Annotated in this window: 12 protein-coding genes; 8 read left to right on the plus strand and 4 right to left on the minus strand. The window is 71.9% G+C overall.

The features are described from left to right. Positions 1–36: 36 nt before the first annotated feature. Both AB0F29_RS16735 and AB0F29_RS16740 read right to left on the minus strand, forming a co-directional pair. Positions 37–2100 (minus strand): SpoIIE family protein phosphatase, encoded by a 2064-nt coding sequence (locus tag AB0F29_RS16735; RefSeq protein WP_361872585.1) that lies wholly within the window; start codon positions 2098–2100, stop codon positions 37–39. 125 nt (positions 2101–2225) lie between these two features. Next, positions 2226–3338, minus strand: a complete 1113-nt coding sequence (locus AB0F29_RS16740) for a DUF6777 domain-containing protein (protein WP_361872587.1) — start codon at positions 3336–3338, stop codon at positions 2226–2228. A gap of 208 nt (positions 3339–3546) precedes the next feature. On the opposite strand from AB0F29_RS16740, the gene AB0F29_RS16745 reads away from it, so the two are divergent. Genes AB0F29_RS16745 through AB0F29_RS16755 form a run of 3 tightly spaced genes read left to right on the plus strand, consistent with a single transcriptional unit; the run spans position 3547 to position 6428 of the window. Continuing rightward, positions 3547–4407, plus strand: a complete 861-nt coding sequence (locus tag AB0F29_RS16745; protein ID WP_361872590.1) for a YndJ family protein — start codon at positions 3547–3549, stop codon at positions 4405–4407. Beyond that, complete coding sequence (locus AB0F29_RS16750) at positions 4404–4916, plus strand: DUF1990 domain-containing protein (protein WP_361872592.1); 513 nt, start codon at positions 4404–4406, stop codon at positions 4914–4916. The genes AB0F29_RS16745 and AB0F29_RS16750 overlap by 4 nt, the downstream gene beginning before the upstream one ends. 57 nt (positions 4917–4973) lie before the next feature. Then, on the plus strand, positions 4974–6428 hold the full coding sequence (locus AB0F29_RS16755; protein WP_361872595.1) for a lipase maturation factor family protein: 1455 nt from the start codon (positions 4974–4976) through the stop codon (positions 6426–6428). A 4-nt stretch (positions 6429–6432) separates the two neighbouring features. Here the strand turns inward: AB0F29_RS16755 and AB0F29_RS16760 are convergent, their stop codons facing one another. Next, the gene (locus tag AB0F29_RS16760) at positions 6433–6609 is read right to left on the minus strand and encodes a hypothetical protein (RefSeq protein ID WP_164610478.1); all 177 of its coding nucleotides are present in this window, start codon (positions 6607–6609) and stop codon (positions 6433–6435) included. A gap of 357 nt (positions 6610–6966) precedes the next feature. Next, positions 6967–8451 carry an SDR family NAD(P)-dependent oxidoreductase gene (locus AB0F29_RS16765; RefSeq protein ID WP_361872598.1) on the minus strand — a complete coding sequence of 495 codons (1485 nt, stop codon included), beginning with the start codon at positions 8449–8451 and terminating at the stop codon, positions 6967–6969. Positions 8452–8718: 267 nt separating this feature from the next. Here AB0F29_RS16765 and AB0F29_RS16770 point away from each other — a divergent pair, with 267 nt between their 5' ends. From AB0F29_RS16770 to AB0F29_RS16790, 5 genes are all read left to right on the plus strand, one after another. Next, complete coding sequence (locus AB0F29_RS16770) at positions 8719–9621, plus strand: RNA polymerase sigma factor SigF (protein ID WP_361872600.1); 903 nt, start codon at positions 8719–8721, stop codon at positions 9619–9621. Positions 9622–9737: 116 nt separating this feature from the next. Further along, positions 9738–10973 carry a SpoIIE family protein phosphatase gene (locus AB0F29_RS16775; RefSeq protein ID WP_361872719.1) on the plus strand — a complete coding sequence of 412 codons (1236 nt, stop codon included), beginning with the start codon at positions 9738–9740 and terminating at the stop codon, positions 10971–10973. Further along, a complete protein-coding gene (locus AB0F29_RS16780) occupies positions 10963–12594 on the plus strand; it encodes a CHASE3 domain-containing protein (protein WP_361872603.1) in 1632 nt (543 codons plus the stop codon). Before AB0F29_RS16775 ends, AB0F29_RS16780 begins: the two co-directional genes overlap by 11 nt. Then, the gene (locus AB0F29_RS16785; protein ID WP_018955676.1) at positions 12591–13034 is read left to right on the plus strand and encodes a response regulator; all 444 of its coding nucleotides are present in this window, start codon (positions 12591–12593) and stop codon (positions 13032–13034) included. Before AB0F29_RS16780 ends, AB0F29_RS16785 begins: the two co-directional genes overlap by 4 nt. A 96-nt stretch (positions 13035–13130) precedes the next feature. Beyond that, positions 13131–13586, plus strand: coding sequence for an ATP-binding protein (locus AB0F29_RS16790; RefSeq protein ID WP_361872722.1), 456 nt, complete (start codon positions 13131–13133; stop codon positions 13584–13586). The last annotated feature ends 21 nt before the right edge of the window (positions 13587–13607 follow it).

Genomic DNA, 13607 nt, shown 5'->3' on the forward strand with positions numbered 1-13607 from the left:
AGACATGTTACGTATGGTTACGTCTCGGTGCGCGGTTCAGCGGGCCGGAATGAGGAACTCGCACCACACGCACTTGCCGCTGCCACGGGATTCCACGCCCCAGACGTCGGCCAGCCGGTCGACCAGCATCAGGCCGCGTCCCGACACTCCCGACTCCCCCGCGTCGCGGCGCCGGGGCAGTGCGCTGGAGCGGTCCTCGACGTCGACGCGCAGTCGTCGCTCGGTTCCGGCGAGCACCCGGATCGTCACGACGGCGCCGCCGTCGGTGTGCATGAGCGCGTTGGTGATCAGCTCGTCGGCCGCGAGTTCGATCTCGTCGGCCCGGTCCTTCGCTCCCCAGGCCCGGACCGCGGCCCGGATCATGTGCCGGGACGAACTCAGCGCCTCGGGGTCGTTCTGGGCGACGTGCTGCTGGAGCCGGCCGCCCGGCTGCGGGGCGTGCGCGGCGCGGCGGCGCAGCAGCAGGACCGCGACGTCGTCCTGGCCGCCGCGCTCGTCGACGGCGTCGCAGAGCTGGTCGGCCAGCTTCTGCAGGTCCTGGGGGCCGTTGGTGACGAGGGCGGTGAGGTGCTGCATGCCTTCGTCGAGGTCGAGGCCCGGCAGCTCGACGAGGCCGTCGGTGAACAGGACCATCGTCTGGCCGGGGTCCAGTTCGACCGTGCCGACCGGGTACTCCAGACGGCCGAACTCCGCCGAGAGGCCGAGCGGCAGCCCGCCCTCGGACGGCATCCTGCGGCAGCTCCCGTCCACGTCCCGCACCAGCGGGTCGACGTGTCCGGCGCGGACCAGCTGGACGACGCCGGTGGTGAGGTCGACCTCGGCGTAGGTGCAGGTGGCGAAGCGGTCGGTGTCCAGTTCATGGAGGAAGACGGAGGCGCGCGCCATGACCGTGGCGGGGCTGTGCCCCTCGGCGGCGTACGCGCGCAGGACGATCCTGAGCTGCCCCATGACGGCGGCCGCGTGGGTGTCGTGCCCCTGGACGTCCCCGATGACGGCGCCCACCCGGCCGCCGGGCAGCGGGATCAGGTCGTACCAGTCGCCGCCGATGTCCCGGCCGAGGCGGGCCGAGCGGTAGCGGACGGCGACCTGCGCCCCGGGCACGGCGGGGATCCGGCGCGGCAGCATCGCCTGCTGGAGACCCTCGGCGAGGTCGTGGTCCTGTTCGTAGAGCATCGCGCGCTGGAGGCTCTGGGCGATCGAGGTGCCGAGCGCCATCAGCAGATTGCGTTCGTCGGCGGTGAAGCCTCCCTTGTCCCGGTAGAGGAGGCCGAGTGCGCCGATCGGGCGGGCCTGCGCGATCAGCGGCATGTAGGCGGCGGAGGTGATCCCGAGGTGGCTGATGTTCCTCCACAGGATCGGGTAGGAGGCGGCGAAGTCGTCGGCGGACTCGATGAAGCGGGGGGCCAGGGTGCGCACCACTTCGCTCATCGGGTACTGCTCGTCCACCCGGGTGTACCGGGTGCCGGGGACGTACGCGCCCTCGGGGCCGTCGGCCACGAGGTGGATGCGGCCGGACTCCAGCAGGCCCATGACGAGGCTGGTGGCCCCGAGGTGGGCGAGCCCCTGGGAGTTCTTGAGGACGGCGATGACGTCCTTGACGGTACGGGCGTGGGCCAGCGCGGCGGTGGTGCCCTCGACCAGGCTGGTGCGCCGGCGGCGATCCTCGTCCAGCTCGCGCCGGGCGGTGGAGTCGGCCAGTTCCTGGGTGGCGTCGCGGACGATCCCGATGATGCGGTGCGGGCGGCCAGTGCCGTCCCGGCGGACGAAACCCTGGGTGTGGGTCCAGCGCAGCGTGCCGTCGCGGCGCTGGATGCGGAAGTAGGCGCCGTACTCGGTGCGCCCGCTCTTCAGAGCGTGCGAGACCATCCCGTCCAGACGCTGGGCCTCGTCCGTCGGCACGCGCGGCGCCAGCGAGGCCGGCCGGCCGTCGTACTCGTCCGCGGTCAGGTCGAACACGTCGAGGGCGGCCCGGTCCATGTGCATGAGGCCGGTGTCGAGATCCCAGTCGAAGCTGCCCATACGGTTCAGGGCGAGGCTGAGGTCCGGGTGGGCGGGCCAGTCGTCGGGGAGTGACAGGGCACCCGCTACCCGATCATCCATGTGGGCCACTCTGCCACCATTTATCCGATTCTTCTCGTCCGATGCGTCGACGGTTCCGTACGGGGCCGGGGCGGCGCCGTGCGGGCTCCGCCGACAGGGCACTCAGCCCCTGGCGCCCGGTCCCGTCAGCCGGCGAAGACGTCGTCGAGGCCCGCTTCCATGGGCACGTCCGGCTCGGCGGGCGCTTCCGGCTCAAAGGGACCGTCAGGCCCCGCGGGCTCGTCCGGCTCGGCGGGGAAGACCTGGGTCGGCTCCGGCGCGACGTCCGGGTCGCCCTCCTCCTCGTACTCCCACGGCTCCCCGGGCGGCGTGTCACCGAAGTCGTCGGACGGCACCGGGGGTCCGGGGTCCGTGGGCTCCGCCGGCTCGGACGGGGCGGTGTCCGGGGGCGCGGACTCGGAGGGGCGGCCCGGCGACGGGAAGAGCAGGTCGGCGTCGGGCTCGAAGGGGGGCGGGTCGTCCGGGGTGCGGTCGCGGCCGCCGCTGTCACCCATGGCCCGCTCGATCCAGGTGTTGTCGTCGGCGTTCACGATGATCAGGCTCGTGGCCGCCTTGACGCCGGGCTCGACGGCCACGATGCGCGCGGGATCGTAGCCGGGCCAGCGCTCCCCCCGGTGGGCGACCTTCCCGTCGGCGACCACGGGCGGGGCCAGCGGGTTGCCGCAGGCGCAACGGACGCGGGGCATCCCCCGGCTGTCGACCAGGACGGCGGTGCCCGCCTGGAGCACGGCCTGGAAGGCGGTGGCCGAGCCGGCGCCGTAGCCGTGGTTGGTGACCTGGGCGTCGGCGCGCAGGACGACCGGGGTGAGGGACTTCAGGTAGCCCGGGATCTGCACGGCCTCGATGCCGGACGCGTCGGCGAAGGCGCGCGCCTTGTCCTCGTCGTCGGCCAGGAGGGAGGTCTGCCGCTCGACGTCGCAGGCGGCGACCGACCGGGTGCCGCCGTAGAGCCCCGGTACGGCTCCGGAGACCGGATGGACCGTCCGGGTGGCGGAGGGCGGTTCGCCGTCCGGCGCGCCGGTGGGGGGCGGGGAGGCCGTCGCCCGCGCCGTGGAGGCGGTGAACGGGCCGGGGCCGGGGGAGGCGAGCGGCTGGAGGAGGACGTCCTTGGCCTCCGCGGTGCCCGTGGTGCCCTTCGCCGTACGGTCGTCGCCGCCTCCGCAGCCGGCGACGGCGAACAGCACTCCGGCGGACAGCGCGGCGAGCGCGGTACGCCGGTTACGTCTGGGTGAGCGCACAGAGCTCTCCTGCCTGTCCCTGGGGCACGGATGGGTGTCACCATCTGTGCCGCACCGAGCGCGATCCCGCAAGCGGACAGACAGCCACACCCCCTTCTTGAACATGTTCAATAAACCCTCTACTCTCACTCCCGGAACTTGAACACGTTCAAAGCAGGGCGTTCACAGCAGGACGTTCGAAGCAAGGCCTTCAAAGCAGGGGGAAGCCATGTCCGCACTGGTCAACGCCATCGTGATGCTGGGCATGCTCGTCGTCGTGCCGACGGGGCTGCGGCTGACCGAACGGCGGGAGCTGGACCGGATCCGGCGGCTCTGGCCCCTGTTCGCCGTGCCGGGCGCCGTCGCCCTCTGGCTGCCGCGGTCCACCGCGGCCACGGCGCTCGCCTGCTGCTACGCACTGGGAGCCGCCCTGCTCGCCCTGCACGCCCCGCGCCGGGCGGTCCGCGGCCGGGACCTCGACCCGGCGGGGATCGCGCTGCTCACCGCGCTGGTCACCCCGGCCGTCGCCGCGGTCGCCCTGGTCGCCGAACGGTCGGGGCACGAGCTGTTCGGGTTCGACCTCGGCATCCTGGCGCTGACCGTGCCGCACTTCCACTTCGCCGGGTTCGCCGCCGCCCTGATCGCCGGGCTGGTCTGCCGGGTCTCCGACGGCCCGGCGGGCCGCTTCGCCGCGCTGAGCGTGCCGCTGGGCACCCTGCTCGTCCTCGTCGGGTACTTCATCGGCGACTGGGCCGAGCTCGCCGGGGCCCTCGTCCTGACGGCCGGCATGTGGACGGTCGGCCTGCTGTCCTGGCGCATGGGGCGCGCCGGCGGCCGGGACCGGACGACCCGGCTCCTGCTGCTCGCCTCCGCCGCCGTCCTGGTGGCGACGATGCTGCTCGCGCTCAGCTGGGCGGTCGGCGAGGCGACCGGACTGCCCCACCCCACCCTGACCTGGATGGCCGCCACCCATGGCCTGGGCAACGCGCTGGGCTTCGCGCTCTGCTCGCTGCTGGCCTGGCGGCGCATCCGCACCGAGGAACCCGCCCGCACCGAAGGACCCGACCGCACCGGAGGCAGGACCGCATGAGCACCCTCACCTACCCGGAGGTCGGCGCGACCCGCCTCGGCCCGCTCCCCCGGGGCTACCACCACCTCCACCACCGCACCCGGATCGGCCGGGGCGCGGCGGACTTCGCGGCCGCCGGGGCGGCGGTGACCGAGTGGCGGATGCACCGCGCCTCGGGCGCGCGGGTGGAGGCCCCGGCGCGGCGCGCGGAGCCGGGCGGCAGCGTCCGGGTCTCCCTGGGCCTCGGGCCGCTGCGCTTCACGGCGCCCTGCGAGGTGATCTGGACGGCGTACGAGGAGGACGGCCGCACCGGCTTCGGTTACGGCACCCTCGCCGGGCATCCGGAGCGCGGGGAGGAGTGCTTCGTGGTGGACCTCGCGGATGACGGCACTGTGTGGTTCACAGTGCTGGCGTTCTCGCGCCCCGCGTCCTGGTACGCCCGGCTCGCCGGACCGCTCGTGCCCCTCGTACAGCACTGGTACGCGCGCAGGCTCGGCCGTACTCTGCGCCGGATCGTCGTGACGAGCTGACCCGCCCGGCCATGACCGGCAGGGCCCCTGGCCGCGTCCTGGCCGATACTGGCAGGGATGGAATGGTTCACCGCGGACGGCTACTGGCTGAGCCGACTGATCTTCCAGCGGGCTCTGGCCGTGGTCTATCTGGTCGCCTTCCTCTCCGCCGCGCTCCAGTTCCGGGCGCTGATCGGCGAGCGCGGCATGCTGCCCGTCCCCGAGCTGCTGCGGCGCACGCCCTGGCGGGCCGCCCCGGGGCTCTTCCGGCTGCACTACTCGGACCGCTTCTTCGCCGTCGTCGCCTGGACCGGCTGCGCCGTCTCGGTGGCCCTGATCGCCGGTCTCGACGGGCTGCTGCCGCTGTGGGGCGGCATGCTGCTCTGGGCGCTGCCGTGGGTGCTGTATCTGTCGATCGTCCAGGTGGGGCAGGTCTGGTACGGATTCGGCTGGGAGTCGCTGCTGCTGGAGACGGGGTTCCTGGCGGTCTTCCTCGGCACCGGGGACACGGCCGCGCCGGTGCTCGTGCTGTGGCTGCTGCGATGGGTGCTCTTCCGGGTGGAGTTCGGCGCGGGGATGGTCAAGATGCGCGGGGACGCGTGCTGGCGGGAGCTGACCTGCCTGGACTACCACCATGAGACGCAGCCGATACCGGGGCCGCTGAGCTGGTTCTTCCACCATCTGCCGAGGCCGGTGCACCGGGTGGAGGTCGCCGCCAACCACGTGACCCAGCTACTGGTGCCCTTCCTGCTGTTCACCCCGCAGCCGGTGGCGAGCGCGGCGGCCGGCCTGATGGTCCTCACCCAGCTCTGGCTCGTCCTGTCGGGGAACTTCGCCTGGCTGAACTGGCTCACCATCGCGCTGGCGCTCTCCGCGATCGACTGGACCCCTCTGGCCGGGCCGCCGCCCGCCCAGGTCTCGCCGCCCCTCTGGTACGAGGTGGTGGTCATCGCGGTGACCGCCCTGGTCCTCGTGCTCAGCTACCGCCCGGTGCGCAATCTGCTCTCGCGGCGCCAGGCGATGAACCGGTCCTACGATCCCCTGCACCTGGTCAACACCTACGGGGCGTTCGGCTCCATCAGCCGGATGCGGCTGGAGGTCGTGGTGGAGGGCAGCGCCGATCCGGTGGGGCGCGAGGGGGCCGAGTGGCGGGAGTACGGCTTCCGCGGCAAGCCGGGCGATCCACGGAGCCTGCCGCGCCTGTTCGCCCCGTACCATCTGCGGCTCGACTGGATGATGTGGTTCGCGGCGCTCTCCCCCGCGTATGCCCGCCCCTGGTTCGGGCCCTTCGCCGAGCGGCTGCTCGACGGCGACCGGGACACGCTCCGGCTGCTCGGGCACAACCCGTTCCCCGACGCACCGCCCCGGCAGGTGCGCGCCCGGGTGTTCCGCTACCGGTTCACCGGGCTCCGCGAGCTGCGGGCCACCGGATGCTGGTGGCACCGCACCTATGTCCGGGAATTCCTGCGGCCCGTCTCCCGGCCGCTGCCGCCGGAGCGGGAGGGCGGGGAGACGGGCCGCGGGACTCGCTGAGCGGTCAGTCGATGCCGGGCAGGATGTGCGGCTCGGCAAGGTCGTCCTCGTATCCGGCCAGCCTGATCGGGGCGGACCTGGCCCAGACCTCGATGTTCCGCAGCTTCTCGGGGCGGCCCGGCCGCCCCGCGTTCCGTTCGGCGGGGCGCATTTCGCGCTCGGTCAGTTCCGGTGTCGTCACCGCGCACTCCTTCGTGTCGCGTCGCCCGGGGCGCCGCCGTCGCCCCGGCGGCGATGCCGGGGCGCGACCGCCCCGCGCGGGGCAGGGATGGGATATGTCGGTCGCGGTGGCGCCGGTTCGGGGCGGAACAGCGGCCGGGTTACCGACCATGTCCCAGGACGGTCGAGGAACCTTCGTGGGCCCTTCGATGACGTCCGTTCGCCTCAGCCTAACCAAATGAGCACCACCGCGCTCGATAGAACGTGTGCGGTAGGTCACTTTCAGCCACCGGGTACAGCGAAAACCCGGCCCGGGGAACATCCTGGGCCGGGTTCTCGGCGGTCGCACGGGGCCGACGGGCCGGTTACGCCGTTCGGGTTACCAGTTGGCGGGGGCGTAGTCCTTGAGGAAGCAGCCGTAGAGGGCCTCGCCGCCCTCACCGCGCACGATCGGGTCGTAGACCCGGGCCGCGCCGTCGACCAGGTCGAGGGGTGCGTGGAAGCCCTCCTCGGCGAGGCGCATCTTGTCCGGGTGCGGGCGCTCGTCGGTGATCCAGCCGGTGTCCACGGCGGTCATCAGGATCCCGTCCTTCTCGAACATCTCCTGGGCGCTGGTGCGCGTCAGCATGTTGAGCGCGGCCTTGGCCATGTTGGTGTGCGGGTGGCCGGCGCCCTTGTAGCCGCGGCTGAAGACGCCCTCCATCGCCGAGACGTTGACCACGTACGCGTGGGTCGCGGCGGTCGCCGCCATCGCCGGGCGCAACCTGCTGATCAGGATGAACGGCGCGGTGGAGTTGCAGAGCTGGACTTCGAGGAGCTCGATCGGCTCGACGTCCTCGACCGTCTGGACCCAGCTGTTGGTGTCGTGCAGGTCGGGGACGAGGCCGCCCGCGTCGATCGCGGTGCCCGCGGCGATCCGGGCCGGCGAGGCGGAGCCGGTGACCAGGGCGAGGTCCGTGACCTCCTGGGCGCTGAGCCCTTCCTTGCGGGCGGCGGGCAGAGCCGCGACCCGGTCGACCGTGCCGCTGCCGAAGGTGCCGATGACCTCGGCGACGGGCAGTTCGCCCGCGGGCAGCGGGGCCGACTCCGCGTTGACCAGCTCGCTGTAGGCGCCCGGGGAGCGGCGCACGGTCTGGGCCGCGTTGTTGATCAGGATGTCCAGCGGGCCCTCGGCGGCGACCGAGTCGGCCAGCGCGACGACCTGGGCCGGGTCGCGGAGGTCGATGCCGACGATCTTCAGCCGGTGGATCCACTCGTCGCTGTCCGCCATCGCCTTGAAGCGGCGGATCGCGTCGTTGGGGAAGCGGGTGGTGATGGTGGTGTGCGCGCCGTCGCGCAGCAGCCGCAGCGCGATGTACATGCCGATCTTCGCCCGGCCGCCGGTGAGCAGCGCCCGGCGTCCGGTCAGGTCGGTGCGGGCATCGCGGCGGGAGCGGTTCTCCTTGGCGCACGACTGGCAGAGCTGGTGGTAGAAGGCGTCGACCTCGACGTACCGCGTCTTGCAGATGTAGCAGGACCGGGGCCGCTGGAGGACGCCCGCGATCTCGGCCCGGGCGGAGGAGGAGGGCAGCACGCCCTGCGTCTCGTCGTCGATGCGCTCGGCCGAGCCGGTCGCCGTGGCCTCGGTGACGGCACGGTCGTGGGCGGTCTTCGCGGCCCGGCGCTCCTGGCGGCGGCGCTGCTTCACGGTGCGGTAGATCCCGGCGGTGGCGCGGCGGACCGCGATGGCGTCCGGGTGGTCCACCTCGATCCGGTCGAGCTCGTCGAGCACGCTCAGGCAGACGGCCAGCCGCTCCGGGTCGATGCCGGGACCGAACTCCTCGATTCCGGGAGCGAGCTCCGGGCTGTCCTCTGTCACCGTCATTGCCGTTCCTCTGTCATCTTCTCGCCGCGGATCGTGGATCACCGCAGGCCGAAACACCCCGCCCAAGTTTGCCATGCGCGGGCCACTGCTCTGTTCGAGTGGAGTACGGGCGGCGTCCGAGCGGCCCCTGCGGAGGGGCGTGGGGGAGGACTCCGGCGGAGGGCCGCGGGAGAGCCCTGCGAAAAAAAGCGGAATCAGGGACGCATGACTTCGCGAGGACCGGGCAGACGACCGTCCGAAACATTGGGCAGCAGGGAGGGCGACACCATGACGGCGATGTCAGCGCGAGCCACCGGAACGACGACGCTGAGCGACAGCGACAGCAGGACCGGTGCGCGGACGGCGGACGTCACCAGCGGAGAGCTGCCGTGGGTCGAGGACGCCGGCAAGATCGCCCCGCAGGACGCGCGGGCCCTGTCGAAGATCTTCTTCGACCGGCTCCAGGTCCTGGAAGAGGGCACCCATGAGCACCAGTACGCGCGCAACACCCTGATCGAGATGAACCTCTCCCTGGTGCGCTTCGCCGCCTCCCGGTTCCGCAACCGCGGCGGCGACGACACCGAGGACATCATCCAGGTCGGCACGATCGGCCTGATCAAGGCGATCGACCGGTTCGACCTGTCGCGCGAGGTCGAGTTCGCGACCTTCGCCGTGCCCTACATCGTCGGGGAGATCAAGCGTTTCTTCCGCGACACCACCTGGTCCGTACATGTGCCGCGGCGGCTCCAGGAGCTGCGGGTGGCCCTCGCCCAGGCGAAGGAGCAGCTCTCCGCGGAGCTCGACCGCGACCCCACCGTCAAGGAGCTGGCCGCCCACCTCGACCTCTCCGAAGAGGAGATCATCGAAGGGCTCGTGGCCGCCAACGGCTACTCCGCCGGTTCCCTCGACACCCCCTCCGCGGACAGTGACTCGGGCCAGGACCAGCGGGCGTACGCCGATGTCCTCGGCGAGGCGGATCCGGGCATGGAGACCGTCGAGAACCTGCACACCCTGGCCCCGCTGCTCGACCGGCTCGACGACCGGGAGCGCCGGATCGTGCAGATGCGCTTCGGTGCGGAGATGACGCAGTCGCAGATCGGCGCGGAGCTGGGTGTGTCCCAGATGCATGTGTCGCGGCTGCTCAGCAGGATCGTCCAGCAGCTGCGCAAGGGCATGAGCGTCGAGGCGTGAGTCTGCCGGGTCCCTCGCTCGCATATGCTTCCTGACGAGCAGGCCGGACGAACCGCGCCGTCGGACGAGGGGGTGGAGGGTTGACCGAGTCGCCCCTGGGCACAGCGCCGATTCCTGTGGGCATCTCCGGAATTCCCTCCCAGCAGGTCGGCGCCTCGGAGCACATCGAGGCCCCGCTGTGGAGTCTGAACGCGTCGATCCTGCTCGTGGAGGACGACGCGGGTGACGCGCTGCTCGTCGAGGAGATGCTCACCGACAGCGAGCTGGACTCCGCCCTCACCTGGTGCAAGACCCTGGCCGAGGCGCGCGTCTTCCTGGGCGCGGCCACCACCCCGGTGTGCGTGCTCCTGGACCTGCACCTCCCGGACGTCCACGGACTGGACGCCGTGCGCCAGATCCTGGAGTCCGACAGCGACGCCGCGATCGTCGTCCTCACGGGTCTGGAGGAGTCCGGCACCGGGCTCCGCGCGGTCGCCGGTGGCGCCCAGGACTACCTGGTCAAGGGCCGCCTGGGCCCGGAGGTGCTCTCGCGCGCGGTCCGCTACGCCCTGCAGCGCAAGGAAGTGGAACGGGCCGCCGCCGCGCTGCGCGCCAACCGGTTGATCGCCCAGGAGAACGCCCGGCTGGAGCGCGGGCTGCTGCCCGTCCCCCTGCTGCGGGACGACCGCTTCCGGGCGCGCGCCCGCTGCGAGCCGGGGCGGGTCCACGGGCTGTTGAGCGGTGATTTCTACGACGTCGTGCAGACCGCGGACGGCACGGTGCACGCGGTGATCGGCGATGTCTCCGGGCACGGGGCCGCCGAGGCGGCGCTCGGTGTGTGTCTGCGGGTGGCCTGGCGCACCGCCGTGCTGTGCGGTACGTCCCACCCCGAGCAGATAGCCCTGCTGGAGGAGATCCTGGTCGCCGAGCGCTCGGACTCGCACGTGTTCGCCACCGTCACCTCGCTGGCGTTCCCACCCGGGCAGCGGCACGCGCAGGTCCTGCGGGCCGGTCACCCCGGCCTGCTGCTGCGTGAGGGCACGGACGTGACCTGGGTCGAGCCCGAGGGCGGCATGGCGCTCGGGCTGCTGCCCGGGGCCGGCCGGTGGCCGACGGTCGACATCCCGCTGACGCCCGGTGCGGGTCTCGTACTCTTCACGGACGGGCTCTTCGAGGGGCGCGACGGCCCCGACAGCCGCCTCGGCGAGGAAGGGCTGCTCGCGATGGCGCGGGCCAACGGGCACCTGCCGGCCCGTTCGTTCGTCGACGCCCTCGTCGCGGGGGCCGCGGAGGGAGCCGCCCCGTACGGCGGCCTCGCGGACGATGTGGCCGTACTGCATCTGGGCTGGGGAGCGGAATCCGATGAGCGGTGACCTGACGAAGAAGCCCGCGCCGGGCGGCCTCGCCGCGCGGCTGTCGGTGCAGAACTGGGTCCATCTCATACTCGGCGGATTCATCGTGGTCGTCTGCGCCTGTCTGGTGATCGGCGGGCTGGTGATGGCGCGGATCTCCGACCGCACGACCGAGCTGGTGGACCGCATCCAGCCCGCCAGATCCGCGTCCTTCCAGCTCCAGAACTCCCTGCTCGACCAGGAGACCGGGATCAGGGGGTTCGTGCTGACCGGCGACGACTCCTTCCTCGAACCCTACGAGGCGGGGAAGGCCGCCGAGCAGGAGCGCCTCGCACAGGTGCGGCGGCTGGTGGGCCCCGGCAGCCGGTACGCCGACGACCTCGACGCCATCGCCTCCGCCGCCGAGAAGTGGCGGCGCAGCAAGGCCGAGCCGCTGATCGCGACGGTCCGGGAGGGCGGGCCGAGCGAGGCCGCCACCTCCGCTCAGTTGCAGCGCAGCAAGGCGGACTTCGACCAGCTGCGGCAGGCGTACGGCGCCCAGCAGGGGCATCTCGCCGAGGCCCGTGACCAGGCGCGTGCCGACCTCGGCACGGCGCGCACCACCCGCGATCGGGTGGGGGTCGCGCTGGTCACCGTCTTCGTGCTGACCGTCGCGGCGCTGAGCCTGCTGCTCCACCGGGTGGTGGGCGTCCCGCTGAACCGGCTGCGCGCCGCGTCCGACCGTGTCAGGGCGGGGGCCTTCGGAACACGGATCGAGATCAAGGGGCCGTCCGACGTCCAGGCCGTGGCCTGGGCCGTGGAGGACATGCGGCGGCGGCTGGCCGACGAGCTGGCCGAGGCGCAGAGCCGCGAGGCCCTGCTCGCGGAGCAGACGGAGGAGTTGCGGCGTTCCAATTCGGAGCTGGAGCAGTTCGCGTACGTCGCCTCGCACGACCTCCAGGAGCCGCTGCGCAAGGTCGCGTCGTTCTGCCAGCTCCTGGAGAAGCGGTACGGCGAGGAGCTCGACGAGCGCGGCAAGCAGTACATCGCCTTCGCTGTGGACGGCGCCAAGCGTATGCAGGTCCTCATCAACGACCTGCTGACGTTCTCGCGGGTGGGCCGGGTGCAGGAGAGCTGGAAACCGGTCGATCTGGGCCGGGCCCTGGACCGCGCCCTGGGCAATCTGACCCTCGCGATCGAGGAGTCGGGGGCGGTGATCGAGCGGCCGGATTCCCTGCCCGAACTGCTCGGGGACGCGACCGCGCTCACCATGGTCTGGCAGAACCTCGTCGGCAACGCGGTGAAGTTCCGCCGGGAGGGCGTCCCCTGCCGGATCTCGGTCGCCTGCGTACGCGAGGACGAGGACTGGCACCTGACGGTGTCGGACAACGGGATCGGGATCGCGCCCGAGTTCGCGGACAAGGTGTTCGTCATCTTCCAGCGGCTGCACGCCCGTGACGAGTACGAGGGCACGGGCATCGGCCTCGCCCTCTGCCGGAAGATCATCGAGTTCCACGGTGGCCGGATCTGGCTGGAGACCGAACCGGGCGAAGGCACCCGTATCCACTTCACCCTGCCCGTGGCGCCCGAGGCGCCCACACACACCACGGCGGAGCTGCTCGCTCCCGCCCTGCTCACCAGCCAGCCGGGAGATCCTTCGTGAACACCCCTGTCCAGCCCATCGAGGTCCTGCTCGTCGAGGACGACCCCGGCGACGAGCTGATGACCCGTGAGGCCTTCGAGGACAACAAGATCCGCAACACCCTGCACGTCGTGCGCGACGGACAGGAGGCGCTGGACTTCCTCTACCGGCGCGGCGAGTACACCGAGGCCCCCCGCCCGGACCTGGTGCTGCTGGATCTGAACCTGCCCAAGTACGACGGCCGGCAGGTGCTGGAGCAGATCAAGGGCGACCCCGAACTCGCCCTCATCCCCGTGGTCGTGCTCACCACGTCATCGGCAGAGGAGGACATCCTGCGCAGCTACAAACTGCACGCCAACGCGTACGTGACGAAGCCCGTGGACCTCGACCAGTTCATCGCCGCGGTGCGCCAGATCGACGAGTTCTTCGTGACCGTGGTGCGGCTGCCCGGACGTGCGTAGGATCGGTCCGGATCTCCTGGAGTGGGATCGTTCGCCAGGGGTAGACGATTGGCGGAAAAGGTCTCCGACCTCACTGCGGCGCCCTGGCTGGAGCACATGAACGAACAGGTCACCTCCCCACCGGAAGACCCGGGTCAGGGGCTGGCTTCCGCCGAGGTACTGCTCAGCGCCGAGGTCTTCGACGGCGAGCCGGGCTGCATCGCGCTGGCGCGTGCGCTCGCCGACCGCTTCCTGACGCGACTCGCCGTGGAGTGCCTCGCCCCGATCGGCGAGCACACGCGCAGCGACCTGATGCTGGCCGTGAGCGAGCTGGTCACCAACGCCGACCGCTACAGCCACGGTCCCTACCTCCTGGAGTTGGAGGGCAACGCGCGGCTCATCAGCGTCACGGTGTACGACAGCAGCACCGCGATGCCCGTGCTGTACGCCCCGGACCCGTCCCGCCTCGGCGGTCACGGCATGGAGATCGTGGTGGCCCTGTGCGACCGGCTCACGGCCGAGCGGGTGCCGGTGGGAAAGCGGATCCGGGCGGAGTTCCAGCTCAGCACCTGAGCAGCACCTGAGCCCGGCCGG

This window comes from Streptomyces sp. NPDC026589, assembly GCF_040638385.1.
Classification (GTDB): Bacteria; Actinomycetota; Actinomycetes; order Streptomycetales; family Streptomycetaceae; genus Streptomyces.

Coding starts and splice junctions, on each gene's coding strand:
- AB0F29_RS16745 (WP_361872590.1), top strand. CDS start 3,547: ATGTCCGCACTGGTCAACGCCATCGTGATGCTGGGCATGCTCGTCGTC.
- AB0F29_RS16780 (WP_361872603.1), top strand. CDS start 10,963: ATGAGCGGTGACCTGACGAAGAAGCCCGCGCCGGGCGGCCTCGCCGCG.
- AB0F29_RS16765 (WP_361872598.1), bottom strand. CDS start 8,451: ATGACGGTGACAGAGGACAGCCCGGAGCTCGCTCCCGGAATCGAGGAG.
- AB0F29_RS16770 (WP_361872600.1), top strand. CDS start 8,719: ATGACGGCGATGTCAGCGCGAGCCACCGGAACGACGACGCTGAGCGAC.
- AB0F29_RS16755 (WP_361872595.1), top strand. CDS start 4,974: ATGGAATGGTTCACCGCGGACGGCTACTGGCTGAGCCGACTGATCTTC.
- AB0F29_RS16750 (WP_361872592.1), top strand. CDS start 4,404: ATGAGCACCCTCACCTACCCGGAGGTCGGCGCGACCCGCCTCGGCCCG.
- AB0F29_RS16735 (WP_361872585.1), bottom strand. CDS start 2,100: ATGGATGATCGGGTAGCGGGTGCCCTGTCACTCCCCGACGACTGGCCC.
- AB0F29_RS16790 (WP_361872722.1), top strand. CDS start 13,131: ATGAACGAACAGGTCACCTCCCCACCGGAAGACCCGGGTCAGGGGCTG.